Consider the following 26,870-nt stretch of genomic DNA (forward strand, 5'->3'; position numbering starts at 1 on the left):
ACGCGGGCTCACTGGGTTGCCGCGTCTACAACCGGACGCCATTTGCCTTCGTTTTCAGCCATCCATGCGGCGACAACTTCTTCGACCTTTCCGCCGTCAACGTCGATCGCGCCCATCATCGGCTGCTGGTCTTCAACCGCCAGCTGATAGTTGGTCAGGATTTCAAAGGCTGCCGGCCATTTCTCTTCCATACCGCTCCAGCCGGCTTTGAAGATGCGCGAGGGAGAGAAGTCGCAGTCATTGACAGCGTTCGGGTTCGGGCCCCAGGCCGGATCACTGAAGCACGCCTCTTCACCGGCGGGCAGTTCAACGAACTGAACGTCATAGGCCGACATCGCCCAATGCGGCTGCCAGAAGGTGATCAGCAGTGGCGATTTGCGTTCGGTCGAAGCGCGCAATTCCGCGATCAGCGCCCCTTCGGACCCTGCTGGTACGGCTTTGAACGGCAATTCCAGACCGGTCATGCGATCCGCGCCCGGAGTACCCCAATCGGCCGGGTAGTCGACCAGACGACCACCGGGCAGAGTTTCCGCCGTCGCAAAGACCTGTGCACAATCTTTCAGTGCTTCCCATGCGGGCAGGCCCGGGCACAGATCGGCCACATGCGCCGGGTATGCGATGCCTTCCTTGGCATCCAGACCCAGATCACCGATTTCGACCACAGTGCCTTCACCGATTTTCTTGGCGTATTCATCGGAAACGTTGGAAGACCAGATTTCCAGTGTCGCGTCGATGTCGCCATCGGCCAGCGCCTGGAACTGGTTCATCATGCCAGCGGTCACATATTCGACGTTGTACCCGGCTGCCTTGAGCATCTCACCCGCCACATGCGTCGTGACGTGCTGGCCGGTCCATTCGTTGATCGCCAGTTTGATCGGTTCATCCACGGCGCCCATATCCGCCGCCTGCGCCGCGCCTGCAACGCTCAGAGCCATTAGGCTTACACTTAGTTTTTTCATGGACTTAACTCCCTGTGATATTTGTTTTGCCCATCCCGGCAAGGATTTTCCCGCCGGTCTTTCTGTCTGATGACAATGCCATGCCGCAGCATGCACAAATTTGGCTGGAAAAGAACAGTGATCCGTTTCCAAATTGTGGAAAAGATTTTTCTGCCAGATTGTTTCCCCCTCCCGGCTCCCTTTACGCATCCAACCCGGCTAGCCCTTGTTTCATTTCGCTAAGACGGGACATTGACTGACGAGTCAATCAGAAAACATTTTGCCACCTTTTGTCGAGAACTTCTTTCAAAAAACCGCATTTTTCTGCGAATTCGGTTATTCCGGGGACTGCCTCAAATCTGGAAACGGTCATATTTTTTATTGCCAAACAAGAACAAAAGACAAACATTCATTGTCGGGCAACATCAAGGTTAGAAAGATGCGAACGTTTGACGAAATCTTTGAAATCGCAGCCGCGCGCCACGGCGGGCCAGAAGCACTGGACGCAAAACTGAGCAAACCGAAATCCCCTGAGGAACTGGCAGCGATGCCCGAGGATCGCTGGCTGTCGATCATCACGAAATGCATCTTTCAGGCCGGTTTCAACTGGAAAGTCATCGAAAACAAATGGGACGGGTTCGAAACAGCCTTTGACAGGTTCGACGTGGGGCGATGCGCGTTCATGGATGATGAGAAGTTTGACACCCTGTTGCAGGATACGCGCATCGTCAGGAATGGAACCAAGATCGCGGCTGTACGGGATAACGCTGCGTTCCTGCTTGAGCTGCGCGAGGAAGGCGGCGTGGGTAAAGTGCTAGGCGGCTGGCCATCTGATGACTACGTCAATCTTCTGGCCATGTTGGCCAAACGCGGGGCCCGACTGGGCGGCGCTTCGGCACAGTACGCGATGCGGTTTGCCGGGCGGGACAGCTTCATTCTGTCCCAGGATGTCACCGCCCGCCTGATTGCCGAAGGTGTGATCGACAAGCCTGCCACCTCGAAGAAAGCGATGGAGGCGGTTCAGAACGCCTTTAATACATGGATGGGTCAGTCCGGGCGATCACTTACGGAAATCAGCCGGGTTCTGGCCATGAGTCTGTGAAAACGGTTTGCGGAATACCCGCAGCGGAATAAGATTCAACTTATGGTTCTGCGTATATTCTTTGCTTCTTTTTTGTTGCTGGCCGCCTGCGGTCGTCAGTTGACCGAACAGGAGCGCGGTTTTGCGGAAACCATTCAGGGGGGAACCCTGAATCTGGATCACATCCGTCTGGTCGAAGGTGCCCCGGTGGCAAACGTGACGTATTTCCGCGAAGAACGCCCGCGACTGGCCTGCCGCGAGCGCATTCTGCCCCCGGTGGACCCCGGGCCGGTGACGGGCAAACCCGCCGCCGTGGCCCTGTTCAACAAAGTCTACTTTGCCCGCGACTGGTATCTGGAGGACTATATGTCGGAATTTCCGGATCAGATGAACCTGCTGGCCGCGATGCTTTTGGCCCATGAGCTGACGCATGTCTGGCAATGGCAGAATCGCCGGACCACGGGTTACCACCCCCTGCGCGCTGCGGCGGAACATGGGGGCCGGAGGGATCCGTATCTGTTCGACCTCGAAACCTCTCCGGATTTTCTGACCTACGGGTTCGAACAGCAGGGCGCGATCGTCGAGGAATACGTGTGCTGTCGCGCATTGGCCCCCCAGGCCAAGCGTACCAAAAGACTGCACGACATGCTGGGCACCCATTTTGATCTGTCGCCCCTGCCGGAACAAGGGCGCGAGCGCCCGGTCCTGATCCCATGGAGCGAAGCCAGGATCGAAGGGATTTGCAGTTAGTTCCGTGCGCGCTGCACGGTTTCCAGATATGCCACCAGATCAACGATCGGCTGGCTGGTCAGGATCGGCTGACCTTCCGGTGTTTTCATGGATGTGTCCTGCCCGTCGAAATAAGGGCCATAGACCGGCATCGGGCTGCCATGGCTGACCAGCGGGTCCCTACCGTCGATGCGGGCGACAACGCGGGCGGTCGGGAACACCCCGCTTTCGCCGGACAATGCGGTCAGATCGGACGGCTGAACAACCAGCACGCTGGCCATCGGCCCCTGCCCGGTTGCGTCAATCCCGTGACAGGTCGCGCAGTAATGCAAATAGAGTTCCTCTCCGGTCGCGGCATCCTGCGCCCAGGCAGCTTGTGCGGCAGCAGCCGAAACCCCGAGAACCAGCATACCGATCGTTGCCTTGAACATCGTATCCTCCTGTCACGATTGACATTTGCAGGGTTGCCCGACAGGCATATGGGCGCAATGATCCAGATCAACGAAATAGGTGCAGAGGGTTCGGGCAATGACACAATACGCAGCCATCATGCTGGCCGCCGGATTTGGAATTCCGATACTGGCCGCTCTTAACGCGGCCCTTGGCAAGGTCATCGGATCACCGACAACGGCAGCTGTGGTGCTGTTTGCAATTGCCCTGGCCGCCTCGGTGCTGACCATGCTGTTGTTTCCCGGTTTTGCAGCCTTGTCCAAGGTTGCGCAAGCCCCGAAACACCTGTTGTTCGCTGGCATCCTGATTGCATTCTATGTGTTGTCGATCACCCATGTCGCCCCGCATTTCGGTGTGGGAAACGCTGTGTTCTTTGTTCTGTTGGGGCAATTGATCAGTGCCGCGGCAATCGATCACTTCGGCCTGTTCGGCGCACAGGTGGCACCCCTCACCCTGATGCGGGCAGGTGGTATCGCGGTCATGGCCATCGGTGTTGCGATCACTCAACTGGCCTGAGCACGCCGCCCTCAAGCCTGACCATGCGATCCATGCGCGCCGCCAGTTCGAGGTTGTGGGTCGCGATCAACGCCGACAATCCCTCGTCCCGCACCAGCGTCATCAGCGCATCGAACACCTGATCCGAAGTTTCAGGGTCCAGATTGCCTGTCGGTTCGTCTGCCAGCAAAACACGTGGCGCGTTGGCAAGCGCCCGGCAAAAGGCCACGCGTTGTTGTTCACCGCCCGACAGCGCCGCAGGGCGGTGGCTGGCGCGCGGGGCGACGCCCACACGGTCCAGCAAATCCAACGCCCGTGCCTGAGCAGCTTTTTCGGACGCGCCATTGGCCAGTTGCGGCAATGTGATGTTTTCCAGCGCCGTAAACTCGGGCAGCAGGTGATGGAACTGATATACGAACCCTATATCCTGCCGACGCAACGCCGTTCTGGTTCGGTCGCCCTTGCCGTTCACATTCTGTCCCCCGATTTCGACGGTTCCGTCGTCAGGCTTATCCAGCAGACCGGCGATGTGCAGAAGCGTTGATTTGCCCGCACCGGACGGCGCAACCATGGCCACGGCCTCACCCGCGCGCAGCTCCAGATCGACCCCACGCAGAACCTGCACCTCGCCCGGTGTACCTTTGAGGTAGGTCTTGGTCAGACCGTTCAGACGCAAGGTGACTTCATTCATAGCGCAGCGCCTCGACCGGGTTCAGCCGCGCCGCGCGGCGGGCGGGGAAATAGGTGACGATGAAAGACAGGCCAAGCGACAGGCACGTCGCCTTGAGCACATCGCTCAGATGCAGTTCGGCCGGCAGAGCGTAGATGCCGCGGATCGACGGATCCCACACGCCACCGCCCATCACGTAGTTCACGAATGAGAAGATCGGATCAATGTAGATTGCAAAGAGGCATCCCAGGATGACCCCCATTGCAGTGCCGATCAGGCCGGTGAACGCACCGCAGATGAAAAAGACACGCAGAACCGATCCTTCGCTCAGGCCGATTGTGCGCAAGATACCGATATCGCGCCCCTTGTTTTTGACCAGCATGATCAGGCCCGAAACGATGTTCATCGCAGCAATCAGAACGAGGATCGACAGGATGATGAACATCACGTTATCCTCAACCTCGAGCGCGCGCAGGAAGCCGCCGGATGCGTCCTGCCATGTCCAGATTTGACTGCGCTCGCCCGACGCCTCAAGAATGGGGATCAGGATCGGGCCGAGGTCTTCGGGCTTGTCCACCATCACTTCGATCTCATCCGCCACACCTTCACGGTTGAAAAAGCCCTGCGCCTGCGAAAACGGCATGTAGACGCGGGTGCGGTCGATGTCATAGCGACCGGCCGAAAACACATAGACAACGCGATAGGCATTCACGCGCGGTGACGTGCCAAAGGCGGTTTTGACCCCGTTGGGCGAGGTCAGTTTGACCACATCCCCGACAGTGACCCCAATACTGCGGGCCACACCCGATCCAATGGCGATTACATCCTCACCTGTCTGGAAGTCCGACAGGTCCCCCGCCGCCTGGTCCGCCTGCGCGATACCCGGCAGGTCGAACAGATCGTCTGGTCGGATGCCAAACACCTCGACCCCGCTGCTGCTGTCGCGGTTGGTGATCAGCACCTGCCCCTTCACCAGCGGTGCGGCACGTTCAACACCGGGCACCAGCGCAATGCGGTCAGTGCGTTCGTTGTAGTCGGCAATTGTCCGATCCACCCGGCCCTGCGCGTCAAATTCACCCGAGGAATAGACTGTCACATGCGCATTGGCGCCCAGAATGGTGCCGACGAATTCAGACCGAAAACCCGAACGGACGGCCAGCGTTGCAATCAGCGCGAACACGGCAAGCGTGATCCCGATCAGTGAGATCCATGTCATCACGCTGACGCCGCCTTCGGCCCTGCGCGCGCGCAGATATCGCCAGGCGATTTTCCATTCAAAAGGGGCAAAGGGCGGGGGTGTCTTGGCCATGCCTGCTCCGGGTTTTCTTGTTTGCGGCGACCCTTTCGGCATTTCGCCCAATGGTCAAGCCGGTTGTCACCCTGAACCGGTTCCTCAGCCTGAATGAGCCGAATCGTTTCGGGACATGACCAAAATACATGTGCAAAACAGGTGTCTTTCAATTCGGGCGCTACACCATGAGTTGTGAAGCGCATCACAGACAGAAGGTGATTGTTTCAGGTATGACGTTAATCATCGCGCATCGTGAGCCACTGAATCGTAAAGGCAACAATAAGTGCGAAATTTTATTACTCTTTTTGATTATTTTCAGAAACTTTGCCACCCTGACCATGGGGGAACACATTTAAAGAGCGGGGGTCGCTCAATGAATTTAGAAATTTCAACCAATGGTGCGGGTGCAATTTCGACCCGTCAGGCTTCAACAGAATTAGATTGTGAAACCGCAGCCTTGCTGCGCGCGGCCATTCGGCCAATCTTTGTCACCGCGGCAAGCTGGGGCAATTTGGCAGACATCCTGAAAGACAAAGGATATCGTCTGGTTTTCCGGCAAGGCCGTTTGTGTATCACGGATCGGGCAACTGATGCGCGGATTTGCGGATTGCGCTTTCTGGATATCGAGTTTCGCGAACTGATCAGCCGCCTTGGCCGTCCGATTGTTGTGGCGACAGGTGACGGAGCCAACGGAGACGTCCTGGCCGAGCGCCCGACGTCGGATCAAAACTGAGAACCGACCGACTGACGCGGTCGGTATTCAGGTAGCTTGGGAAGGGCCGCCAGGTCTGAGCCTCCGGCACCCCATCCAGATCACAGGGTGAGTTTCAACACCACCTCGCAGCAGCAACTGATGGTCGCTTATGCGATCCGCTGGTAAATCTCAGCAACTTTGGTAACGGCCGCCTCGGGGCTCAGTTCCTCGTTTTCGCCAGTGCGGCGACAGGTCAGTTCAACCACACCATTCTTCAGACCACGCGGGCCAACCGTGATGCGCCAGGGCAAACCGATCAGGTCCATCGTGGCGAATTTGCCGCCAGCACGTTCATTGCGGTCGTCATAGAGCGGTTCCAGACCCAAAGCCGTCAGCGCCGTGTAGATCTTGTCACAAGCTGCATCGGCTTCGTCATCGCCCTGCTTGAGGTTGACAATACCGCAATTGAACGGGGTCACGCCCTCGGGCCAGATGATGCCTTTATCGTCATGGCTGGCCTCGATGATGGCTCCTACAAGGCGGCTGACACCGATACCATGGCTGCCCATGTGAACCGGAACCGGTTTGCCATCCGGGCCTTGGACAGTTGCGCCCAAGGGATCGGAGTATTTGGTGCCAAAGTAGAAGATTTGGCCCACCTCAATGCCGCGCGCCACGCGGCGGCGTTCTTCGGGGATCTGGTTGAACAGAGCTTCATCGTGGGTTTCATCAGTGCGGGCGTATTTCGAAGTGAACTCTTCCAGAATGGCTTGACACTGTTCGCGGTTGTCATAATCGATTTCACGATCGCCAAAGGTCAGGTCGGTGACGGCGCTGTCATAGAAAACCTCGGATTCACCGGTATCGGCCAGAACCAGAAACTCATGCGTGTCATCGCCACCGATGGGGCCTGAATCGGCGCGCATCGGAATCGCCTGAAGTCCCATCCGTTCATAAGTGCGCAGATAGCTGACCAGATGGCGGTTATAGGCGTGCAGCGCATCTTCCTTGGTCAGGTCGAAGTTGTATCCGTCCTTCATATAGAACTCGCGCCCCCGCATCACGCCAAAACGCGGGCGGATTTCATCGCGGAACTTCCACTGGATCTGGTAGAGCGTCAGCGGCAGGTCCTTGTAGCTGCTGACGTGGCCGCGGAAAATATCGGTCACCAGTTCTTCGGCTGTGGGCGTGAACAGCATGTCGCGGTCATGACGGTCCTTCATCCGCAGCATCTCTTGACCGTAGTCATCATAGCGCCCGGATTCACGCCACAGATCCGCCGACTGGATTATAGGCATCTGAATCGCGATGTGACCGGCCCGCGCCTGTTCTTCGTGGACGATGTTTTCCAGCTTGCGCAGCACTTTGAAGCCCAGCGGCAACCAGGAATATATCCCGGCAGAGGCCTGCTTGATCATCCCTGCACGCAGCATCAGCCGGTGGCTGACGATCTGAGCCTCGGACGGGGTTTCCTTGAGAACGGGCAGAAAGTAACGGCTCAGGCGCATGGACGGACCTTCAAAGGTAAGAATTCGACTGGACAGGTGATTATGCCAAAGCCCCGCCGGGGGCAATCGCGCATTGGTGTTTTCCGACCTTGCGGCAGTCGGTTTTTTGATTGACCCGCCAATCGGGACTGCCATGGTAGCGGAAACGCAAATTCCATGAGGCGCCGATGCAGACCATTCAGGAACCCGCACGCCAAATCCCCGTCATTCATCAAACCGATGTTCTGGTCGTTGGTTCCGGCCCTGCCGGGTTGGCAGCAGCGCTTGCGGCGGCACGTGCGGGGGCCGAGGTATCTTTGGTTGATCGTTTCGGCTGCATGGGCGGCAATATCACTGCCGTCGGCGTCGAAGGATTTGCCTGGTACCGGCACGAGCAAACCGTCGAGGCAGGCGGCATCGGGATGGAGTTTGAAACCCGCGCCAAGGAGATGGGAGCCGCCGTTCCGGAAAGCCAGTCCCTGAGCTATGAGCTGGACAGCGAAGGATTCAAACTGGTGGCCGACAAGCTGGTCGAAGAAGCGGGCGTGCATCCGATGTTGCATCGGCAATTCGTGTCCCCGATCCTGGAAGGCGACCGGATCACCGGTGTCATCACAGAATCCAAGGCCGGGCGCGAAGCGATTTTGGCCAAGGTCGTCATCGATGCCACCGGCGACGCGGATGTGGCCCATCGCGCGGGTGCGCCGACCCACAAAACTCCGCGCGAGGACATGATGGCGGCCTCGGTCATGTTCCATCTGGCGGGCGTCGACAAGCGGGCCTTTATGGAAGGTGTAAAAGCTGACCCGCAGACCTACAAGGACTGGGGCGGCGGCGGAGAGTGGAACATTGAGACCTCCGGTAAAGAGGACGATATGTTCTCACCCTTCGTGCACAAACCGTTCCAGCAAGCAATCGATCAGGGGCTGATCCCGCCGCATCTGAACACCATCGCCGGCACCTGGGGCGCGATGCATGACACGGGCGAGCTGACATACATGAACCTCATCCATCTGGCCGAGGTTGACGGCACCGATCCCGACAGCCTGACGCGCGGCGAGATTGAAGGTCGCCGCCAGACCATGCTGGCCATCGAGGCGCTGCGACGGTTCATGCCCGGTTGCGAAAACGCACGTTTGCGGAATTTCGGGATGACCATCGGCATCCGCGACACCCGCAAGATCGACGCGGTCTACAACATGACCGAAAACGATGCCCGCCATCAGGGCCGGTTCGAGGATACGATCGGCATCTATCCCGAGTTCATCGACGGCTATGGCATCCTGATCCTGCCAACTACGGGGCGGTACATGCAAATCCCTTATCGCTCGATGCTGCCCAAGGGCATCAAAGGCCTGCTGGTTGCAGGACGGTCGCATGGCGCGGACCGGGTGGCACATGCCGCAACCCGAAACATGGCTTGTTGCGCGGTCTTAGGTCAGGGCGCGGGCATCGCCGCTGCGGTCTCACTGAAAAGCAATCAGGAGCTGGACCAGCTGAATCTGGCACCGGTTCGAACTGAACTGCAACGCCAGGGGGTGAGGATTCACTGATGGACAGTATCCCAACGATTGATATTGCGCCTTTGACTGCCCCGGGAACCGCAGCCTATGACGCGACGGTCCGAGACATCCTTGCGGCCTGTCAGGGGATCGGCTTCTTGTCGATCACCGGGACAGGCGTATCCCGGCAGACCGTGGATCAGGTACGCCAGATCACCCGACAGATTTTTGCCGTCGATGACGCACAAAAATGGGATCAGGCCATCACCCGCGCCAACTATCGCGGCTATATACCCATGGGGTTTTTCACACCCAATGATGGCTCGGGCAAGGCCGACAAGTACGAGGGGTACAAACTGCATCACGAGGTCGCAGCAGACGACCCGGTGCGTGAGGATTGCGCGTTATACGGGCCAAACCTCTGGCCCGACGGTGTACCCGGTGCGAAGGAGGTCATTCTGGGTTACTGGCGGCAACTGGATCGCGTCACCGATCTGTTGCTGGGCGCGTTAGAGGCGGGACTGGATCTGAAAGCCGACGCGCTGCGCAGTGCATTCCGGGTCCCGATGACCAACATGACCCTGCTGCATTACCCGCCACAGGCCGAGGATGAGGCAGGCTATGGTATCCATCCGCACAAGGATACCGACGCCTTGACCATCATTGCCCCCGATCCGGTGGGCGGGCTTGAGGTGCAGACCCGCAACGGCGGCTGGATCACGCCCGACTGCCCGCCCGGTGGTTTCGTGGTGAATATCGGTGACATGCTGGAGCTGTGGTCGGGCGGGCGGTTGAAATCCACGCCGCATCGGGTTGTGAACCGATCGGGGCGGGAACGGTATTCTTTTCCCTATTTCGCGGTGCCCCGTCACGACATCGTCGTCGCGCCTTTGCTGCCGCCCCTGCCCGGCTTTGACCGTCCGGCGGTTCATTGTGGTCACTGGTCGGCCGAGATTTGGCGCACGAACTGGCCCGATGAGACCGCCACCGAAGACACACCTGAATTGGGAACCTTGCGCGGCTGACCCCTGCAAACCCAAGCGCCATGAACCGCTTGCATCATGGGCTTTGATGCGCCAAGAACACCTGCAAGGGCCTGAACAAGGGGATCGCCATGGCTTTGCCGGTTAAGGATCAGCTGAGATACTGGAGCATCGCCGCTGCGGTTTTCGCGTTGATCCTGTGGGCGCTTGGGGATGTCTTGCTGCCTTTTGTCATCGGCGGGGCCATTGCCTATTTCCTGGATCCGGTCGCTGACCGGCTGGAGCGGTTGGGCCTGTCGCGTATGGCCGCCACGGCAGTCATCACGGTCGTCGGTGTTCTGGGGTTTGTACTGGCAATTCTGATGGTGGTCCCTGCGCTGATCACCCAGTTGCTGGATCTTGTCGATGTACTGCCCGATCTGTTCAAACAGTTGCGCAGTTTCATAGAAAAACAGTTCCCGTCATTGCTTGACCGGGAATCGAGCACGCACGCGATGCTGGTGTCCTTTGGCGAAACGCTGAAATCCAAGACCGGCGACGTTATGCAGACGCTGCTGACCTCGCTGGGCTCCGCGATCAACATCGTTGTTCTGTTGGTCATTGTCCCGGTCGTTGCCGTTTACTTGCTGTTGGACTGGGATCGCATGACCGCCCGCATCGGAGAGCTGCTGCCACGTGACCACGCCCCCATCATCAGGCGGCTTGCCGGAGAGATCGACGCGGTTCTGGCCTCGTTCGTGCGCGGCATGGGAACGGTCTGCTTGATCCTTGGCAGCTATTACGCGGTCGCACTGATGCTTGCTGGCCTGCAATTCGGTCTGATTGTGGGCTTTATCGCGGGCTTGGTCACGTTCATTCCCTATCTGGGCGCCCTTATCGGTGGCTCGCTGGCAATCGGGCTTGCGCTGTTTCAGTTCTGGGGCGACTGGGCTCATATCGGGCTGATCGCGGGTATCTTTGCCATTGGACAAGTCACCGAGGGCAATTTCCTGACACCCAAGCTGGTCGGCAGCTCTGTCGGGCTGCACCCGGTCTGGTTACTGCTGGCCCTGTCGGTCTTTGGCGCGCTGTTCGGCTTCGTCGGCATGCTGATCGCTGTCCCGGTCGCCGCAGCATTGGGCGTGCTGGCCCGCTTTGCCACATCGCTATACCTCGACAGCAGATTGTACACTGGTCTTGAAGGTCTGGATCAGGAAACCGAGTAAATGGCCCGACAACTCAGCTTTGATCTGCCTGCCAAAACTGCGCTCGGGCGAGAGGATTTCTTTGTGTCACCGGCCAATGCGCTGGCGGTGGCAATGATCTCGGCCACGTCCTGGCCTGGCAACAAGCTGGTACTGAGTGGGCCTGCTGGCGCGGGCAAAACCCATCTGGCCCATGTCTGGGCCGCTGAAACCGGCGGGCGTATCCTTCAGGCCAGAGACCTGCGATATGACGATGTGCCAGACCTGGCGCGTATGCCGATCGCGGTCGAAGACGTGCCTTTGATAGCCGGTGATCTCGAGCAGCAAAAAACGCTGTTCCACCTGCATAACCTTGTTCTGGCCGAGGGGCACCCCTTGCTGATGACCGGCCGTCTTGCACCGAAATTCTGGGAGTTGCCGCTGGCCGACCTGCAAAGCCGGGTCGAAGGTGCCCATCACGTCGCACTGGATCCGCCCGACGACGCATTGCTGGGCGCGGTTCTTGCCAAGCTGTTTGTCGACAGGCAGCTCAACCCCGGCCCCGATGTCATCGCCTATCTTGTCAAGCATATGGACCGGCGGTTTGAAAGCGCAGCCGACGTTGTATCCCAACTGGACCAACTGGCCCTGGCGGAAAAACGCGACATTACACGCGCGCTGGCCATTCGCGTACTGAACACGGCTCCGGATGAGGTCGAGACCAATGATTGACCCGCTGACGTCAATTTCGCATCCTCAAACAGGACAATCTGGAAGGCACATGGATCAGACCGTCGAAACCGATATCCCGGACTGGGGAACAATCGGAAAGCCCCTGTTTGACAAACCGGATGCACGGGCACTATCCCGCGTCGGGGTTGTCGATGTCGGGTCGAACTCGGTCCGGATGGTCATTTTCGACGGGGCGGCGCGATCACCGGCCTATTTCTACAATGAAAAGGTCATGTGCGAACTGGGGGCAGGCCTGTCCGAAACCGGACGACTGAACCCGCGTGGCCGCGACCGCGCCTTGTCGGCCCTACGACGGTTCCAGCACCTGGCAATGGATCTGGATTTGCCCGGTTTGCACGTTGTGGCCACCGCTGCTGTGCGCGAAGCCTCGGATGGGCCCGAGTTCTGCGATCAGGTGCAGGCTGAAACCGGTTTGCAGGTGGCCATCATTGACGGTGACGAAGAAGCCCGCCTGTCGGCGCAGGGTGTCTTGTTGGGGTGGCCCGGAGCTTATGGACTGATCTGCGATATCGGCGGGTCGTCGATGGAATTGGCCGAAATCGGCGGTGGTCAGGTCGGCCGCCGCGTGACCTCGCCGCTTGGGCCGTTGAAACTGCGTGACATCAAAGGCGGGCGACGTGCGCGAAAAGCGCATATCAAGGAAACGATGGAGGATCTGCGCAATCAGATGGGTCAGCAGCGGGACCGTTTATTTCTGGTCGGCGGCAGCTGGCGTGCCTTTGCGCGGCTGGACATGCTGCGGCGGGGCTATCCGCTGAACGTGCTGCATGAATACCGCATGACCACCAAACAGGTGCGCGAGACGATCAAATACATCGAAAAACACGATAGCGAAAAGCTGCGTGCTCAGGCGGGCGTGTCCAGCTCGCGCATGGCGCTTATCCCTTACGCGATGGACGTTCTGGCGCGACTGATCCGCACGTTCAAACCCAAAGATATCGCCATCTCAAGCTATGGTATCCGCGAGGGCTTGTTGTATGAGCAGATGCCGCAGGAAGTGCGCGACCGCGACCCGCTGATCGAAGCCAGCCGGTTCTCGGAAGCAAAGGACGCCCGCCTGCCCGGATTTGGCAGCAATCTCTATGATTTTGTCATCCCGCTGTTCAGATCCGCACCGCCCAGCAGGGTGCGCCTGATCAAAGCGGCCTGCCTGCTGCATGATGTAAGCTGGCGCGCGCATCCCGATTATCGGGCCGAGGTGTGTTTCGACAACGTCACGCGCGCCAATCTTGGTGGCTTGAAGCACTCCGAGCGTGTCTTCATCGGATTGGCACTGCAACACCGCTATCGCAACAAGCGGGAAGGCAACCGGTTCTCTCGGCTTTACGAGTTGCTGGACGAAAATAGCCAGAAACAGGCCGAGATTCTGGGCAAGGCCATGCGCTTTGGCGCGATGCTGTGGATGCACAACGATGCCAATATGGGGCAGCTCAAGTTTTTCCCCAAGAAGCGAGAGCTGGAACTGTATCTGCCCGAAACCGCTGCCCCCCTGTTCAGCGAAGTGGCTGAAGCCCGGCTGAACGCTTTGGCAGCGGCGCTAAAATCTCAGACTCGCGTGATTGTCAAAGGCTGACTCTTGAGCGGGTCAGATATCTGTGGGTCCTTTGGGCACCTCGATATCTTGCTTTTCGGGCTGAGAAGGCTCTTGGGGCGGTTTTCTGCGGATAATGATATCGCCATTGGGCAGGATCTCGGGTGGTTCATAAACACTCCAGTCATTGACCTCAGCCGCCAGTTCGGCAAGTGCCGGGCCCATCTGCTGCAAGAATGACTGCATTGCCGGGCCAAGCTCTTCCGCCAGACCCAGCAAGTTTTCCAATGCCGGTTCCATTTCCTTGCGCAGACCTTCGAAAAACAGTTCGGCCCCCTGCTCCATCAGGGATTTTTCATTGTCTTCCTGCGCCATCGCAGGCGCGGCAAGGAACATTGAGATCGTACCGATCAGCAAAATGCGTGTCATACCTGACATATAAGGCCCGTGTGGCGGGCTGGAAAGGTCACAGTTCAATATCCAGCGTGACCGGAAAATGATCAGAGGCCGTCAAAAGCGCCTGCCGCAATTCCTGTTCAGTCCAACAGGTGGCATCCTGAAACGGGTGCCAGATACGCCAGGACGGGCGATATGCTTGCAGGTCCGCGGTAATCATTATGTAATCCAGCAAAGCGTCCAGAAATTTGCCTTCCTCAGGACGGGCAAAGCGCGCAGTGGCAGGCACCGGGCCGGGCCGAAACCTGTAGGCTGTGACGGCGTTCGGATCGAACAATCCGGCTTGCAGCAACACCTCGACCGACGAGCGGCCAAAGAGGTGTTCAAACTCATCCAGCCCGGGGCCATCGTTCAGATCGCCCAGCAAAATGACAGGCTGTTTTTGCGCAACATGCCATTCGACGCGCCGTGCAAGCCAGATCGCTTGCGCCAGCTGCTTGCGGCGATTGGCAATCGAGATCCGGATCGCCTCGTCCCGCGATTCGGCACCGTGCGGTGCCTTGGATTTCAGATGTGCCCCGATCAGGCGGATGTTGTGCCCGGCTTGCGTCGTCACCGCCAGTTCCATCGGCGGTTTGGAGAACCGCACGACGTCCTCGGTCGCATCAATATCGAGGTCGATTTTGAACACGCCATCGAACCGGGGGGCTGCCGTATCTGCAATATCTCCCTTGGGGTCATGGCGAACACTCAGCACCGTTCTGTCATAGAGCAATGCCAGTTCCTGATGTGTGTCGTTTGCATAGCCCATCACCGCATCAGACGTGCGCAAGTCGAACGCTTCGGCAAAGGTTTGCAGGGCCCGAACCGTGTTCTGGCGTCTGCCGGTGTTGGGCGCCTCGACGATTACAATCGCATCAGCGTCAATTGCGGTCAGCACCTTGGCAATCGCTTCGACCTGCTGCGCTTTGGTGACGTCGTGCCTGCCAGACCAGCTGTCATCGACGATCAGCCTGTCTTTCTGGTCAAACAGATTGGCGAACCATTCGATATTATAAGTCGCCAGCCGCATCTGATCAGGCCCGCGCGCCGTTGATTTCATCCCAGGCACGATTGATGTCGATCATCTTTTTTTCGGCCAGCCGGATCGCCTCTTCGGGGACACCCCGGGCCATCATGGCGTCGGGGTGCGTTTCCCGAACCAGCTGCCGCCAGACCTTGCGAATATCGGGCAGCGGCATGTCATGCGGAACGCCCAGTACCGTATAAGGATCGTTTGGCGCATCGGGGACAAAACGCGCCCGCAGTGCTTTGAACTGCGCGTCGGTTTGTCCGAAGATCTGGCTGACATCTTCGAGAAATGCGTTTTCGTTCGGATGATAGAAACCGTCCGCCATCGCAATGTGAAAAAGCCCCTCCATCAAGTCACACAGGGTTGTGCTGTCTTCCGAGAACATGCGTGCGATCTTGCGCGCGTAGTCCTGATATCCCGCCACGTCCGTACGGGCCATGTTGAAGACTCGGGCTGCACCTTCCTCATCTTCGCGCGCAATCTGAAACACGTCGCGAAAGGCGGTGACCTCATCACGGGTCACCTGACCGTCTGCCTTGGCCATTTTGGCACCCAGTGCGATGACCGCAATCGTAAAGGCCACGGACCGCTCCGGTGGCGAGCGTAGTTTTTCAAAAACTGCGGTCAGGCTTTCGCCTTGGGCAAGCGCGCTCAGCGCATCGGATATGCGGGTCCAGATCGACATGACCGCACCCTAGCGTCACAATTCGGGACTGTCAGGTGCAACAGGTCATTCAGCACCAAGAATTTTCTGCATCAGCACAAGGTCCAGCCGCTGGCCGAACTTAAAGCCGACTTCGGGCATCACCCCGACTTTCGAATAGCCAAGTGCGGCATGAAACGCCTCAGCCCCCGGATTGGCCGAGGATATGCCCGCGACCAGAACATGAACGCCTTGGGATTGCGCGATTTCCTCCAGCTCTGACATCAACGCACGTCCCACCCCTTTGCCCCACGCATCCGGTGACAGCTGGATCGTATGTTCGCATGTTTGCGCATAACCGGGCCCGGTTCGGAAAGGGCCATATGTGGCAAAGCCGATAACGTGGCTGTCGTGCTCGGCAACCAGATAACCAGGCACGCGTGCCTTGATATCTTCGGCAATCTGGGCGGCGCTGCGCTCGTCCGGCGTGAAAGTGACCAAAGTGTCCCGGATGATCGCATTGGTGATCCGGGCAATGGCTGGTGCATCTGACGCTGTGGCCGGGCGAATGTTCATTCCAGCACCCGAAGCCCATGAGCTGTCTCGATCTCTGCCTGCAAAGCCGCGGGGCCGGTGTCGAACACCACATGATCCAGTTCACCCAGTTGACGGGCCAGTGTCAGGGCGTCGGGGTGATAGACAACCAGGCGTCGCAACCGGCACGCGCTGTCCTGCAACATGTTTGCTGGGTGCAGGTCGCCTTTCCATTCGATAAGGGCGGGAAACAGATTGTCGAACGGCAAGCGCCCCGTTGGCGGAACCGCCATGCGCCATTGCAACGCGCCGCGGGTCAGGTCGATGGGCTGTCCGGTACCATCTGGGAAGATCGACAGCGTGGCCTCGATATCCTCGACCCGGCATATCCAGTTCGTCAAACGCGGGCCGCCCTGAAAATTGTCCAGATCGAACCATCGCGGCCTGCCCGGAGGTTGCGCCTGCGGATCGATGGCAATCGCTTCGAGATAGAGCCCATCCCTGAGACCCAGCAGCCTGTTATGTGTACCGAATTTTTCGTGTTTTCCACCGGGTTGCAGCGCAACGCCAAGCGCCTGTTCGATATGCGCAGACGCTTCTTCAAGCGTTTCGCCCGCGACGGCCAGATGATCGAGTAACATGCGCACCCTCCTTCGAAAAACGACCGGCCCCGAAGGGATCCGGTCGCATGTTTTCGCCATTGGCGCGGGATCACAAGAGCTTTCGTTGAAAGTCTTGCCTTGTGTCAGGGCCGTGCTTGGCGGATCAGGCGCAGAATGTCCTGAGCGGCCTCGGGAATGTTGGTGCCCGGACCAAAGATGGCCTTAACCCCGTGGTCATACAGGAACTGGTAATCCTGCTGCGGGATCACCCCGCCACAGATTACGATGATATCGCCGGCCCCTGCTTTCTTCAGCTCTTCCACCAGCTGCGGTGCCAGTGTTTTATGCCCCGCCGCCTGCGAGGAAATGCCGACCACATGCACGTCATTGTCCACCGCGTCCTGCGCGGCCTCGGCAGGTGTCTGGAACAGCGGGCCAACGTCCACATCAAAACCGATATCAGCAAAGGCCGTGGCGATAACCTTGGCACCGCGATCATGCCCGTCCTGCCCCATCTTGACCACCAGCAGACGCGGGCGGCGGCCCTCGGCCTCGGCAAAGTCCTCGATGGATTTCTGGATCGCGGCAAAGCCTTCGTCGCCCTCATAAGCAGCGCCATAGACACCGGCCAGGGTTTTCACCTCGGCGCGGTGGCGGCCGAATTCTTTCTCCATTGCCATGCTGATCTCTCCTACGGATGCACGGGCGCGGGCGGCTTCGACCGCAGCGGCCAGCAGGTTTCCGCCCTCTTGGGCGGTCTTGGTCAGGGCGTCCAGCGCGGATTGGCACGCGGCTTCATCACGGGTCGCGCGAATGCGTTCCAGCCGCGCCACCTGCGCCTCGCGAACGGCGACGTTGTCGACATCCAGAATGTCGATCGGGTCTTCCTGTTCCTTGCGGTATTTGTTGACGCCGACAATCACTTCGTCGCCCCGGTCAATCATGGCCTGACGGCGGGCTGCGCTTTCCTCGATGCGCAGCTTGGGCATACCCGAGGCAACGGCCTTGGTCATGCCACCCATCTCCTCGACCTCTTGCATCAGGGCCCAGGCTTTTTCGACCAGTTCATTGGTCAGGCTTTCGACATAGTAAGAACCGGCCAACGGATCGACCACATCAGTCACACCGGTTTCTTCCTGAAGCACAAGCTGCGTGTTTCGCGCGATACGGGCCGAGAAATCGGTGGGCAGCGCAATTGCCTCGTCCAGAGCATTTGTGTGAAGCGACTGGGTGCCACCCAGAACTGCGCTCATCGCTTCATAGGCGGTGCGGATGACATTGTTGTAAGGGTCTTGTTCCTGAAGCGATACACCGGAAGTCTGGCAATGGGTGCGCAGCATCTTTGAACGTTCGGACTTTGCTCCAAACTCGGTCATGACGCGATGCCACAGCGTGCGCGCGGCACGCAATTTGGCGATCTCCATGAAAAAGTTCATGCCGATGGCGAAGAAGAACGATAAACGGCCCGCGAACTTGTCCACGTCCATTCCGGCCTCAGTCGCGGCACGGACGTATTCGCGCCCATCGGCCAGCGTATAGGCCAGTTCCTGAACAAGGTTCGCCCCGGCCTCTTGCATGTGATAGCCCGAGATCGAGATCGAGTTGAACTTAGGCATCTCATTCGACGTGTATTCGATGATGTCCGAGATGATCTTCATCGACGGTTCAGGCGGGTAGATATAAGTGTTGCGCACCATGAATTCTTTCAGAATGTCGTTCTGAATGGTGCCGGAAAGGACAGACTTGTCGTGACCCTGTTCTTCACCCGCAACGATGAAACTTGCCAGGATCGGAACAACCGCGCCATTCATGGTCATCGAGACCGAGACCTTGTCCAGCGGGATGCCGTCAAACAGGATCTTCATATCCTCGACACTGTCGATCGCAACGCCTGCCTTACCGACATCGCCAACAACGCGCGGGTGATCACTGTCATAGCCGCGATGTGTCGCCAGATCGAAGGCAACCGAAACGCCTTGCTGGCCTGCTGCCAGGTTGCGTCGGTAAAACGCGTTCGACTCCTCGGCGGTTGAGAAACCCGCATATTGGCGGATCGTCCACGGACGCCCGGCATACATCGTGGCCTTGACACCACGGGTAAACGGGCCAAATCCCGGCAAAGACCCCATATGAGGCAGATCGGCGGTGTCTTCCTGGGTGTAAAGCGGTTTGACCGCGATACCTTCCAGCGTTTCCTTGGTCAGGTCGTCCAACGGACGTCCGCGCAGCTCTTTCTCGGCAAGCGCTTTCCAGTCCTTCGTGTCGGTCATTTCGATTTCCTCTCGTCAATACGGATGGCGGTCGCTGAAAGCGTCCGCGCCAAAGTCCTGCACTTGGCCTGTTCATTCAGGTGCAAGCGCGAAAATGTGGTCACCCGGCGCAAATCGCCGGTCGCAATCGCGGGCACAGGGGCTATATTCGAAAGAACAGGAGGCCACATGACACGCACGCTTGCCTTTGTTTTCTCGGCACTAATCCCTCTGGCTGTCCTAGCGGCAGACGGAACCGCGCCGTCTGATGACAGTTTTGTCCGCCCGGTGGGTGAAAGTGAACTCAGCGAGTTCTTGTGGGTCAAACGCCCCATCGTGGTTTTTGCTGACACGCCTGCCGATCCGAGGTTCCAGCAGCAGATCGATATGCTTGTCGCAGAAGAAGCAGCCATGCGCGACCGCGATGTCATCGTGCTAACAGACACGGACCCGTCTGCCCGGTCCCCGATCCGGACCAAGCTGCGACCGCGTGGTTTCCAGATGGTGTTCGTCGACAAAGACGGTGTGGTCAAATTGCGCAAACCCAGCCCGTGGAGCGTGCGTGAGATTGGCAGATCTATCGACAAGACCCCCCTGCGCGAACGCGAGATCCGCGACCGGCGCGAAGGGGGCTGAACGCTTTCGCCACACCCAATGGCCCCGGCGCGATGCGCCGAGAACGTTGGAATGTATATCGAAAGCGCCAACATGGTCACTCGAACTCGATGATTACGTCGTCCACCGCAAGGCTGTCACCGGGGCCTGCATTGACTTTGGCCACCACGCCCCTCTTTTCTGCACGCAGGATGTTTTCCATCTTCATCGCCTCAATCGTGCAAAGCGCCTGACCTTCCTGCACTTCCTGCCCCACTTCGACATCGACCTTCACGACTAGGCCCGGCATTGGGCAGAGCAGCAACTTCGAGGTATCAGGCGGCAGTTTTTCCGGCATCAGTTTGGCCAGTTCCGCCTGCCGTGGGCGGCGCACATGCACTTTCATGTCAGCGCCCCGGTTGCGAACACGGAACCCGCCCGAGACCTTGCCGATTTTCAGAACCAGCGGGCTGCCATCCACGTCCAGAACCGCCAGCTGATCGCCCGGCGTCCAGTCCGAGGCGACACGCAAGGACGGTCCGTCCTCAAACTTGACCGTTGACCCCTCTTTGTCGGCATTGACCTGCACGGCGAACTCCTGCCCCTGCAATGTCACAACCCAGCGCTTGCCTACTTTGCGTTCGTGATTGTCCATCCGCCCCGACACGCGAGTGCGCCGGATTTCGGCGACGCGGTGCATGGCCGCGCAGGAAGCAGCAATCCGGCGCAGATCAGCTTCGGGCAGCGTGACGCCCTCGAACCCGTCTGGGTATTCTTCAGCAATGAAGGCCGTTGTCATGTCACCGCTGACAAACTTTGGGTGATCCATAACTGCCGACAGGAACGGCAGGTTGTGACCGATGCCTTCCACTTCGAAACTGTCCAGCGCCACGCGCATCGCCTCGATAGCTTTTTCGCGGGACGGCGCCCAGGTGCAGAGTTTGGCGATCATCGGGTCGTAATACATGCTGATCTCGCCGCCTTCGTAGACGCCGGTATCATTGCGCACGGCGGTTTCGCCTTCTGGTGCTTCACCCTGCCATTTGCCGTTGACCAGCAACGGACCAGCCGCGGTTTCCTGCGGCGGGCGATACCGGGTCAGACGACCGATCGACGGCAGGAAGTTGCGATACGGGTCTTCCGCATACAGACGGTTTTCAATCGCCCAGCCGGTCAGGGTCACGTCATCCTGCGTTATCGAAAGCTTTTCACCCGCTGCGACACGGATCATCTGCTCGACCAGATCGACGCCGGTGATCAGTTCCGTAACAGGGTGTTCCACCTGCAGGCGCGTGTTCATTTCGAGGAAGTAGAAGTTCTTGTCTCCGTCCACGATGAACTCGACCGTACCTGCACTTGCGTAGTTCACGGCCTTGGCCAGAGCGACAGCCTGTTCACCCATCGCCTTGCGGGTTTCGGGATCAAGGAAGGGTGACGGCGCCTCTTCCACCACTTTCTGATTCCGGCGCTGGATTGAGCATTCACGCTCGCCCAGGTAAATGCCATTTCCGTGACTGTCGCACAGAACCTGAATTTCGATGTGGCGCGGCTGGGTTACGAATTTTTCGATGAAGATCCGGTCATCTCCGAACGAGTTTGCGGCTTCGTTCTTGGACGACTGAAAGCCTTCGCGCGCCTCTTCATCGCTCCACGCGATGCGCATGCCCTTACCACCGCCACCGGCGCTGGCCTTGATCATGACCGGATAACCGATTTCGTTCGAGATCTTGACCGCCTCGTCCGCGTCCTCGATCAGCCCCATGTAACCCGGAACCGTCGAAACTCCGGCCTCCTGTGCGATCTTCTTCGAAGTGATCTTGTCGCCCATGCTTTCGATTGCACCAACAGGGGGACCGACAAAGGCGACACCTTCGGCCTCGAGCGCCTCGGCGAACTTCGAATTTTCCGACAGGAAGCCATAGCCGGGATGAACCGCCTGCGCGCCGCTTTTGCGGATGGCATCCATGACCTTGTCGATCACAATGTAGGACTGGTTCGCCGGGGGCGGACCGATATGCACGGCTTCGTCGGCCATCGACACATGCAACGCGTTCTTGTCCGCGTCCGAATAAATGGCAACGGTGCCGATACCCATCTTGCGGGCGGTCTTGATGACCCGGCAGGCGATCTCGCCCCGATTGGCGATCAGGATCTTATTGAACATGAAACGTCCTTTGGCTTGGTGTTCCGAAAACGCAAAACGCCGCCGCAGGGAACGATCCCCACGACGGCGTGATGCGCGTTGATGGCTGAGGCGCCAGGCGCCCCGAAAGATTTGCGTTAGTTACAGGTGTTCTGCGTCTTGCAGTACAGCACGTTGCCCGCTGCGCCGACGGCCGCGCCAAACAGCGGGTCGGCATTGAGGACCGCGGCCCCCACAGCCCCGGCACCGCCGCCGAGGATTGCCTGTTCGCCCGTGGTGTCACCGCACGCGGCCAGACCAGCACAGGTCGCCGCAACAAGGATGAGTTTCGAGAATCGCATTGTGTCTGCCCTTTTAGGTTTCTTGGTTCGTTTAGGGCCAGATGCGCGAAATGCGGCTTGTTATTCAATATCAATGGGGTTGCAGGCAGGTTTTGTGCGGGATTTCGCCACTTTTTGGCTGCGCGGCCCACAAAGAAAAACGCGGACAGGTCTATGTGGGGAACACAAGCCTGCCCGCGCAAGGAAGGGGTACGGAATAGTAGGTGCATGTGCGGCGCAGGCAAAGTAGAGCCGCACGGCCCATTCAGATTGCACGGCACAATCCGTTGGGCAAACACAGTATTGTTTCCCAAGGGCAACTCGGCTGGTTTCTGCCCAAGCCGCAACATGGCGCGCAACTTCGTGCCGACAGCATTCATGGGAATTACCAGCGCGATAGACCCGTTTACCGTCACAGTTTCGTGACGAAAGGGGCCGCTTCCGATGTTTTCTGCGACTGCAACATCACGAATCGCCGCTACTGCACAGGCGAAGGAATTCCCTCGCAGCAGTGCGTTAGATGACAGGTTCAAGACGCCGTGATTCAAGAAGCCGAAAAAGGCACATTTTCTTGAGAAATCAGACGGTTCTATTCTCTTTCTCGTGATTTCCAAAGATTTCTGCTGCGTGAAACGGTCCTTGGGCACACTCGCACTCAAAGGAACACCCACATGACTATGACTAGAAAAAAGGCACTCCTGCTCGCTGCCTCTGCGCTCAGTGTGACTGGCACGTTTGCTTTCGCTCAGGACGCCCAGACCCAGGCTGAACTCGACGCTTTGCGCGCACGGATCGAGGCGCTGGAAGCCGGCAAAAGCAGCCCCGCCAACGGAGATTTCCGCATCGGCAACACCGTTCTGGACATTTACGGATACGTGAAGGCCGATTTCTTTTATGACTTCGACTACGATCAGGGGGATACAGCGTTCGTGAATGTTATCGGCGAACCCTCGGCCGCGACCGACGGCACCTTCGGGGCAACCGTTCGCCAATCTCGGATCGGACTGCGTACCACCACCCCAAGCGGGATCGGTGACATTGGCGGACAGCTTGAGCTTGACCTGTTCGGTTCCGGTGGCACGGCTGAATTGCGCATACGCCATGCCAACATCACCATTGGCGACCAGTTCCTGATCGGTCAGTATTGGACAAACTTCCAACCATTGGACACCTACCCGACCACCGTCGAATTCAACGGCCCGGTGGGTATCGCATTCGCCCGTGTCCCGCAGTTGAGATACACTGGGCAGCTTGGCAGCAATGCACAGTTTGCGGTCTCGATCGAAGAGAACGTGAGCGGGTCGAATTCCGATGATCCCGTCCTGACGGCCTCGGCGGAGTATAACGACGGCACATATATTGCCCGTGGAGCCGTTTTGTACGGCAAAGCCAATTCCGGCAATGTCGAAGTGGATCAGACGGGCTTTACGTTGTCGGGCGGCATTCGCCCCTGGCAAGGTGGATTGTTCCAGGTCAACTACGTCACTGGTGAGGCGCTTGGGCCGTACCTGATCGGTCTCGGCGATGCCATTGTCGGAGGACAGGCCAACGATGTGGATGGCTATACCGTGGAATTCAGGCAGGACCTCAGCCCGAAGTTGAACGTTGGCATTTCCTATGGTCGCGAGAGTTATGATCTGCCGACCTCGACCGGCACCCTGTCCTTCACCGAGCTGGAAACGATCCATGTCAACGCGTTCTACAAGGCGACAGACAGTCTGACACTCAGCGCCGAGTATATCTATGGCGAGCGGAACGACGCGCCCACCGGCAGAACCTTTGATGGCAGCCGTGTTCAGCTTGCGGCGCAGTTGAACTTCTGAGACCACACACAAATCCTGCCCGGTTTCGGGCAGGATCTTCCCGAAACCGGCAGTGATTGGCTTATGTACGGCGGCGAATATCACAATCAGTCCATCCCGTCGATGATGTCCGGGAAGGATGCGCGCGCAGCATCTACGTCGATGACAAGCAAGGCATCATAGTTAGCCGGATCAAAGGGGTCTTCTGCCGGAATGACTTCGCGCCCGAACAGCCAGCTCAAACGCCCGGCATCCAGATTGCCCCGTTCGAACGGCTGGTCACCGAAATGGGTCCAAAGGGCTTCCATGAACGCAATATCAGCGCGCTTGTCCGCAGGTTTGCGATCCCGAAACCGCTCCCGCCGCGTTAACGGTGTAACGCCCTTTGGGTTGGCGCGACGAATGGTGAACTGAAAGTCTGTGCCTGAAAGGCGACCGGGAAAACCACGATGCTTCAGCATGAAAGGCCCCCTTGTGTCATACTTGCAGACAAAAGCAATTCGAGCCCGAAACGGGATGGGTTCATGATGCGCACCTCCAAAGCCGCACAGTTGGTTTGAGATGCTTTGTACTCATGGAATCTTGCGGTCATGGTCAAAGCCCCTCCCAGATACACTGGGACTGCTCTAGCCGGTAGGCCTCAAAAAACTGGGTCGCATCAGGGGCGGCATCACCAAACTCAACCGGGCGATCGGACAAAGAGATCACGACCCGCGCCGGCTGCAATTCATGCTGCGCGACATATGGAACGGCCAGAATCTGGCACAGGTGCTCCATATCCTTCGACGCCACATCATACCCGATCCGCCCCACTGACGCGCCTATTCTGGGCGCGATAAAGCGAAAGCGCAGCCAAAGCTCGCCAGGATTGTTGTCCAGCAGGACATCGCTCAGTTGCACTGGCTGGCCCGACGGCACCGGCAGCAACGTATCGGTGTCCGCAAAAGCTGGATGGCTGAAGGTGAGAGCAATCAGACAAATGGCGCGACCCCGGACCCACCAGCGGCGAGCTCCTCCTTCCGGGGTCGCGCGCGCAGTACTATTGGTCTGCGCGGTTCTATGTCTGACGGGTCGGATCATTCAACTATTTGCTGGTTTTTGTCAATTCCGCCTCAATTTGAGGGGGTTTCAGCCTCGGAACCGCTGTGACGGTCAAAGATTGAGCGGGGCGGGCACCCCGCCCCCAGAAGGATCACAGCGGGATATTGTCGTGCTTTTTCCACGGGTTCTTCAGCTGCTTGCCGCGCAAGCTGGCAAATGCCCGGGACACACGTCGGCGGGTCGAATGCGGCATGATCACCTCATCGATGAAGCCGCGCTCGGCTGCCACGAAGGGATTTGCAAATCGGTCTTCGTAATCCTTGGTGTGAGACGCAATCTTGTCCGCATCGTCCAGATCGGCGCGATGAATGATCTCGGTCGCCCCTTTGGCCCCCATGACCGCGATTTCGGCGGTGGGCCAGGCATAGTTGAAATCACCGCGCAAATGCTTCGAGGCCATAACGTCATAAGCACCGCCATAAGCCTTTCGGGTAATCACAGTAACCTTCGGAACGGTCGCCTCACCATAGGCAAAGAGCAACTTGGCCCCATGCTTGATGACGCCGCCATATTCCTGGCTTGTTCCCGGAAGGAAGCCAGGAACGTCGACCAGTGTCAGGATCGGGATTTCGAAACAGTCACAGAAGCGTACAAAGCGCGCAGCCTTACGTGACGAGTCGATATCCAGACACCCGGCCAGCACCATCGGCTGATTTGCGACGACGCCAACGGTCTGACCTTCCAACCGGATGAACCCGGTAATGATGTTCTTGGCAAAATCTTCCTGAATTTCATAGAAATCGCCTTCATCCGCTACTTTGGCGATGAGTTCCTTCATGTCGTAGGGGGTGTTCGGATTCTCTGGGATAAGAGTGTCCAGCGAAGCCTCGATCCGGCCGGGTTCGTCAAAGAACGGGCGCACGGGAGGCTTTTCGCGGTTGTTGAGGGGCAGGAAGTCCACCAGGCGCCGCACCTCGGCCAAAGCTTCGACGTCGTTTTCGAACGCGCCATCAGCGACCGAGGATTTCTTGGTGTGGGTCGAAGCCCCGCCCAGTTCCTCGGCAGTCACCACTTCGTTGGTTACGGTTTTCACCACATCCGGGCCAGTCACGAACATGTAAGAGGTGTCTTTGACCATGAAGATAAAGTCGGTCATCGCCGGGCTATACACTGCACCACCGGCACAGGGGCCCATGATTACACTGATCTGCGGCACCACGCCCGAAGCCATGATGTTACGCTGGAACACTTCGGCATAACCCGCCAGCGAAGCCACACCTTCCTGAATGCGCGCGCCGCCCGAATCGTTGATGCCAATTACCGGCGCACCGTTCTGCACCGCCATGTCCATAATCTTGCAGATCTTTTGAGCATGGGTTTCTGACAGCGATCCGCCAAAGACGGTAAAATCCTGGCTGAACACATAAACCATGCGCCCGTTGATCGTGCCCCAGCCGGTGACGACACCGTCACCCGCAGGCTTTTGTTTTTCCATCCCAAAATCGGTGCAGCGGTGGCTGACGAACATGTCAAACTCTTCAAAGCTGCCCTCGTCCAGCAGAAGTTCGATCCGTTCACGTGCGGTCAGCTTGCCGCGCGCGTGCTGGGCATCGATCCGTTTCTGCCCGCCCCCCAGACGTGCGTGATCACGGCGGGCTTCCAATTCGGAAAGAATGTCTTTCATGACGACTATCCCCTTATAAATTT

27 protein-coding genes are annotated in these 26,870 nt (G+C 58.5%); 11 read left to right on the forward strand and 16 right to left on the reverse strand.

Annotated elements, in window-relative coordinates; all coding sequences use genetic code 11:
• Positions 1-8 precede the first annotated feature (8 nt).
• A complete protein-coding gene (locus ACR0JI_RS04150) occupies positions 9-959 on the reverse strand; it encodes an ABC transporter substrate-binding protein (protein ID WP_209504562.1) in 951 nt (316 codons plus the stop codon).
• A gap of 418 nt (positions 960-1,377) precedes the next feature.
• Here ACR0JI_RS04150 and ACR0JI_RS04155 point away from each other — a divergent pair, with 418 nt between their 5' ends.
• On the forward strand, positions 1,378-2,040 hold the full coding sequence (locus ACR0JI_RS04155) for a DNA-3-methyladenine glycosylase I (RefSeq protein WP_480493776.1): 663 nt from the start codon (positions 1,378-1,380) through the stop codon (positions 2,038-2,040).
• Between the two features lie 42 nt (positions 2,041-2,082).
• Positions 2,083-2,769: a hypothetical protein gene (locus ACR0JI_RS04160; RefSeq protein WP_480493775.1), complete on the forward strand. Its 687-nt coding sequence runs from the start codon at positions 2,083-2,085 to the stop codon at positions 2,767-2,769.
• Here ACR0JI_RS04160 and ACR0JI_RS04165 read toward each other — a convergent pair.
• The gene (locus tag ACR0JI_RS04165; RefSeq protein ID WP_480475867.1) at positions 2,766-3,179 is read right to left on the reverse strand and encodes a c-type cytochrome; all 414 of its coding nucleotides are present in this window, start codon (positions 3,177-3,179) and stop codon (positions 2,766-2,768) included. The genes ACR0JI_RS04160 and ACR0JI_RS04165 overlap by 4 nt on opposite strands.
• A gap of 97 nt (positions 3,180-3,276) precedes the next feature.
• Here ACR0JI_RS04165 and ACR0JI_RS04170 point away from each other — a divergent pair, with 97 nt between their 5' ends.
• On the forward strand, positions 3,277-3,714 hold the full coding sequence (locus ACR0JI_RS04170; protein ID WP_267366019.1) for a DMT family transporter: 438 nt from the start codon (positions 3,277-3,279) through the stop codon (positions 3,712-3,714).
• Here the strand turns inward: ACR0JI_RS04170 and ACR0JI_RS04175 are convergent.
• A complete protein-coding gene (locus tag ACR0JI_RS04175) occupies positions 3,698-4,384 on the reverse strand; it encodes an ABC transporter ATP-binding protein (protein ID WP_480475865.1) in 687 nt (228 codons plus the stop codon). The two genes, ACR0JI_RS04170 and ACR0JI_RS04175, sit on opposite strands and share 17 nt — an antisense overlap.
• Positions 4,377-5,672: a lipoprotein-releasing ABC transporter permease subunit gene (locus ACR0JI_RS04180; protein ID WP_480475863.1), complete on the reverse strand. Its 1,296-nt coding sequence runs from the start codon at positions 5,670-5,672 to the stop codon at positions 4,377-4,379. The genes ACR0JI_RS04175 and ACR0JI_RS04180 overlap by 8 nt, the downstream gene beginning before the upstream one ends.
• Positions 5,673-6,027: 355 nt before the next feature.
• On the opposite strand from ACR0JI_RS04180, the gene ACR0JI_RS04185 reads away from it, so the two are divergent.
• Positions 6,028-6,387 (forward strand): hypothetical protein, encoded by a 360-nt coding sequence (locus tag ACR0JI_RS04185; protein WP_480493774.1) that lies wholly within the window; start codon positions 6,028-6,030, stop codon positions 6,385-6,387.
• Positions 6,388-6,515: 128 nt separating this feature from the next.
• On the opposite strand, the gene proS is transcribed toward ACR0JI_RS04185, so the two are convergent.
• A complete protein-coding gene (proS, locus tag ACR0JI_RS04190; protein WP_480493773.1) occupies positions 6,516-7,856 on the reverse strand; it encodes a proline--tRNA ligase in 1,341 nt (446 codons plus the stop codon).
• Between the two features lie 167 nt (positions 7,857-8,023).
• Between proS and ACR0JI_RS04195 the strand changes: the two genes are divergently transcribed.
• The 5 genes from ACR0JI_RS04195 (at position 8,024) to ACR0JI_RS04215 (ending at position 13,809) form a co-directional block, all read left to right on the forward strand.
• Positions 8,024-9,388, forward strand: coding sequence for an FAD-dependent oxidoreductase (locus ACR0JI_RS04195; protein ID WP_480493772.1), 1,365 nt, complete (start codon positions 8,024-8,026; stop codon positions 9,386-9,388).
• A complete protein-coding gene (locus ACR0JI_RS04200) occupies positions 9,388-10,362 on the forward strand; it encodes an isopenicillin N synthase family dioxygenase (RefSeq protein ID WP_480475857.1) in 975 nt (324 codons plus the stop codon). The genes ACR0JI_RS04195 and ACR0JI_RS04200 overlap by 1 nt, the downstream gene beginning before the upstream one ends.
• An 89-nt stretch (positions 10,363-10,451) precedes the next feature.
• Positions 10,452-11,525 (forward strand): AI-2E family transporter, encoded by a 1,074-nt coding sequence (locus tag ACR0JI_RS04205; RefSeq protein WP_480493771.1) that lies wholly within the window; start codon positions 10,452-10,454, stop codon positions 11,523-11,525.
• Positions 11,526-12,215: an HdaA/DnaA family protein gene (locus ACR0JI_RS04210; protein WP_209504575.1), complete on the forward strand. Its 690-nt coding sequence runs from the start codon at positions 11,526-11,528 to the stop codon at positions 12,213-12,215.
• 49 nt (positions 12,216-12,264) lie between these two features.
• Positions 12,265-13,809, forward strand: a complete 1,545-nt coding sequence (locus ACR0JI_RS04215) for a Ppx/GppA family phosphatase (protein ID WP_480475851.1) — start codon at positions 12,265-12,267, stop codon at positions 13,807-13,809.
• Between the two features lie 12 nt (positions 13,810-13,821).
• Here the strand turns inward: ACR0JI_RS04215 and ACR0JI_RS04220 are convergent, their stop codons facing one another.
• The 6 genes from ACR0JI_RS04220 to scpA all read right to left on the reverse strand — a co-directional run bounded on the left by ACR0JI_RS04220 (position 13,822) and on the right by scpA (position 19,284).
• Positions 13,822-14,196 (reverse strand): hypothetical protein, encoded by a 375-nt coding sequence (locus ACR0JI_RS04220; protein ID WP_480493770.1) that lies wholly within the window; start codon positions 14,194-14,196, stop codon positions 13,822-13,824.
• 37 nt (positions 14,197-14,233) lie between these two features.
• A complete protein-coding gene (locus ACR0JI_RS04225; protein ID WP_480493856.1) occupies positions 14,234-15,235 on the reverse strand; it encodes an endonuclease/exonuclease/phosphatase family protein in 1,002 nt (333 codons plus the stop codon).
• Positions 15,236-15,239: 4 nt separating this feature from the next.
• The gene (locus tag ACR0JI_RS04230; RefSeq protein WP_209597848.1) at positions 15,240-15,920 is read right to left on the reverse strand and encodes a molecular chaperone DjiA; all 681 of its coding nucleotides are present in this window, start codon (positions 15,918-15,920) and stop codon (positions 15,240-15,242) included.
• Between the two features lie 45 nt (positions 15,921-15,965).
• Positions 15,966-16,454, reverse strand: coding sequence for an N-acetyltransferase family protein (locus ACR0JI_RS04235; protein ID WP_480475847.1), 489 nt, complete (start codon positions 16,452-16,454; stop codon positions 15,966-15,968).
• Entirely contained in the window at positions 16,451-17,053 is a 603-nt protein-coding gene (locus tag ACR0JI_RS04240; protein ID WP_480493769.1) for a VOC family protein, read from the reverse strand. Before ACR0JI_RS04240 ends, ACR0JI_RS04235 begins: the two co-directional genes overlap by 4 nt.
• 104 nt (positions 17,054-17,157) lie before the next feature.
• Positions 17,158-19,284 (reverse strand): methylmalonyl-CoA mutase, encoded by a 2,127-nt coding sequence (scpA, locus tag ACR0JI_RS04245; protein WP_480493768.1) that lies wholly within the window; start codon positions 19,282-19,284, stop codon positions 17,158-17,160.
• A gap of 168 nt (positions 19,285-19,452) precedes the next feature.
• Between scpA and ACR0JI_RS04250 the strand changes: the two genes are divergently transcribed.
• Positions 19,453-19,899: a DUF4174 domain-containing protein gene (locus tag ACR0JI_RS04250; protein ID WP_480493767.1), complete on the forward strand. Its 447-nt coding sequence runs from the start codon at positions 19,453-19,455 to the stop codon at positions 19,897-19,899.
• A 76-nt stretch (positions 19,900-19,975) separates the two neighbouring features.
• Here the strand turns inward: ACR0JI_RS04250 and ACR0JI_RS04255 are convergent, their stop codons facing one another.
• Together ACR0JI_RS04255 and ACR0JI_RS04260 are read right to left on the reverse strand one after the other, a co-directional pair.
• Positions 19,976-22,021: an ATP-binding protein gene (locus tag ACR0JI_RS04255; RefSeq protein WP_480475839.1), complete on the reverse strand. Its 2,046-nt coding sequence runs from the start codon at positions 22,019-22,021 to the stop codon at positions 19,976-19,978.
• 116 nt (positions 22,022-22,137) lie between these two features.
• Positions 22,138-22,341, reverse strand: coding sequence for a hypothetical protein (locus ACR0JI_RS04260; protein WP_480475837.1), 204 nt, complete (start codon positions 22,339-22,341; stop codon positions 22,138-22,140).
• 650 nt (positions 22,342-22,991) lie between these two features.
• Here ACR0JI_RS04260 and ACR0JI_RS04265 point away from each other — a divergent pair.
• Positions 22,992-24,143: a DcaP family trimeric outer membrane transporter gene (locus tag ACR0JI_RS04265; RefSeq protein ID WP_480493766.1), complete on the forward strand. Its 1,152-nt coding sequence runs from the start codon at positions 22,992-22,994 to the stop codon at positions 24,141-24,143.
• An 86-nt stretch (positions 24,144-24,229) separates the two neighbouring features.
• Here the strand turns inward: ACR0JI_RS04265 and ACR0JI_RS04270 are convergent, their stop codons facing one another.
• The 3 genes from ACR0JI_RS04270 to ACR0JI_RS04280 form a co-directional block, all read right to left on the reverse strand.
• Positions 24,230-24,583, reverse strand: a complete 354-nt coding sequence (locus ACR0JI_RS04270) for a hypothetical protein (protein ID WP_480493764.1) — start codon at positions 24,581-24,583, stop codon at positions 24,230-24,232.
• A gap of 133 nt (positions 24,584-24,716) precedes the next feature.
• A complete protein-coding gene (locus ACR0JI_RS04275) occupies positions 24,717-25,202 on the reverse strand; it encodes a DUF6497 family protein (protein WP_480493762.1) in 486 nt (161 codons plus the stop codon).
• A 112-nt stretch (positions 25,203-25,314) separates the two neighbouring features.
• Complete coding sequence (locus ACR0JI_RS04280; protein ID WP_480475829.1) at positions 25,315-26,847, reverse strand: acyl-CoA carboxylase subunit beta; 1,533 nt, start codon at positions 26,845-26,847, stop codon at positions 25,315-25,317.
• Positions 26,848-26,870 lie beyond the last annotated feature (23 nt).

The organism is Ruegeria sp. N10 (genome assembly GCF_056531545.1).

Excerpts from the sequence above, each read along its gene's own strand:
- ACR0JI_RS04215 (WP_480475851.1), top strand. The coding sequence starts at position 12,265 with ATGGATCAGACCGTCGAAACCGATATCCCGGACTGGGGAACAATCGGA.
- ACR0JI_RS04170 (WP_267366019.1), top strand. The coding sequence starts at position 3,277 with ATGACACAATACGCAGCCATCATGCTGGCCGCCGGATTTGGAATTCCG.
- ACR0JI_RS04240 (WP_480493769.1), bottom strand. The coding sequence starts at position 17,053 with ATGTTACTCGATCATCTGGCCGTCGCGGGCGAAACGCTTGAAGAAGCG.
- ACR0JI_RS04220 (WP_480493770.1), bottom strand. The coding sequence starts at position 14,196 with ATGACACGCATTTTGCTGATCGGTACGATCTCAATGTTCCTTGCCGCG.
- ACR0JI_RS04235 (WP_480475847.1), bottom strand. The coding sequence starts at position 16,454 with ATGAACATTCGCCCGGCCACAGCGTCAGATGCACCAGCCATTGCCCGG.
- ACR0JI_RS04180 (WP_480475863.1), bottom strand. The coding sequence starts at position 5,672 with ATGGCCAAGACACCCCCGCCCTTTGCCCCTTTTGAATGGAAAATCGCC.
- ACR0JI_RS04155 (WP_480493776.1), top strand. The coding sequence starts at position 1,378 with ATGCGAACGTTTGACGAAATCTTTGAAATCGCAGCCGCGCGCCACGGC.
- ACR0JI_RS04165 (WP_480475867.1), bottom strand. The coding sequence starts at position 3,179 with ATGTTCAAGGCAACGATCGGTATGCTGGTTCTCGGGGTTTCGGCTGCT.
- ACR0JI_RS04200 (WP_480475857.1), top strand. The coding sequence starts at position 9,388 with ATGGACAGTATCCCAACGATTGATATTGCGCCTTTGACTGCCCCGGGA.
- ACR0JI_RS04150 (WP_209504562.1), bottom strand. The coding sequence starts at position 959 with ATGAAAAAACTAAGTGTAAGCCTAATGGCTCTGAGCGTTGCAGGCGCG.
- ACR0JI_RS04195 (WP_480493772.1), top strand. The coding sequence starts at position 8,024 with ATGCAGACCATTCAGGAACCCGCACGCCAAATCCCCGTCATTCATCAA.
- ACR0JI_RS04275 (WP_480493762.1), bottom strand. The coding sequence starts at position 25,202 with ATGATCCGACCCGTCAGACATAGAACCGCGCAGACCAATAGTACTGCG.
- ACR0JI_RS04250 (WP_480493767.1), top strand. The coding sequence starts at position 19,453 with ATGACACGCACGCTTGCCTTTGTTTTCTCGGCACTAATCCCTCTGGCT.
- ACR0JI_RS04205 (WP_480493771.1), top strand. The coding sequence starts at position 10,452 with ATGGCTTTGCCGGTTAAGGATCAGCTGAGATACTGGAGCATCGCCGCT.
- ACR0JI_RS04230 (WP_209597848.1), bottom strand. The coding sequence starts at position 15,920 with ATGTCGATCTGGACCCGCATATCCGATGCGCTGAGCGCGCTTGCCCAA.
- ACR0JI_RS04270 (WP_480493764.1), bottom strand. The coding sequence starts at position 24,583 with ATGCTGAAGCATCGTGGTTTTCCCGGTCGCCTTTCAGGCACAGACTTT.
- ACR0JI_RS04260 (WP_480475837.1), bottom strand. The coding sequence starts at position 22,341 with ATGCGATTCTCGAAACTCATCCTTGTTGCGGCGACCTGTGCTGGTCTG.
- scpA (WP_480493768.1), bottom strand. The coding sequence starts at position 19,284 with ATGACCGACACGAAGGACTGGAAAGCGCTTGCCGAGAAAGAGCTGCGC.
- proS (WP_480493773.1), bottom strand. The coding sequence starts at position 7,856 with ATGCGCCTGAGCCGTTACTTTCTGCCCGTTCTCAAGGAAACCCCGTCC.
- ACR0JI_RS04265 (WP_480493766.1), top strand. The coding sequence starts at position 22,992 with ATGACTATGACTAGAAAAAAGGCACTCCTGCTCGCTGCCTCTGCGCTC.
- ACR0JI_RS04160 (WP_480493775.1), top strand. The coding sequence starts at position 2,083 with ATGGTTCTGCGTATATTCTTTGCTTCTTTTTTGTTGCTGGCCGCCTGC.
- ACR0JI_RS04255 (WP_480475839.1), bottom strand. The coding sequence starts at position 22,021 with ATGTTCAATAAGATCCTGATCGCCAATCGGGGCGAGATCGCCTGCCGG.
- ACR0JI_RS04225 (WP_480493856.1), bottom strand. The coding sequence starts at position 15,235 with ATGCGGCTGGCGACTTATAATATCGAATGGTTCGCCAATCTGTTTGAC.
- ACR0JI_RS04175 (WP_480475865.1), bottom strand. The coding sequence starts at position 4,384 with ATGAATGAAGTCACCTTGCGTCTGAACGGTCTGACCAAGACCTACCTC.
- ACR0JI_RS04280 (WP_480475829.1), bottom strand. The coding sequence starts at position 26,847 with ATGAAAGACATTCTTTCCGAATTGGAAGCCCGCCGTGATCACGCACGT.
- ACR0JI_RS04185 (WP_480493774.1), top strand. The coding sequence starts at position 6,028 with ATGAATTTAGAAATTTCAACCAATGGTGCGGGTGCAATTTCGACCCGT.
- ACR0JI_RS04210 (WP_209504575.1), top strand. The coding sequence starts at position 11,526 with ATGGCCCGACAACTCAGCTTTGATCTGCCTGCCAAAACTGCGCTCGGG.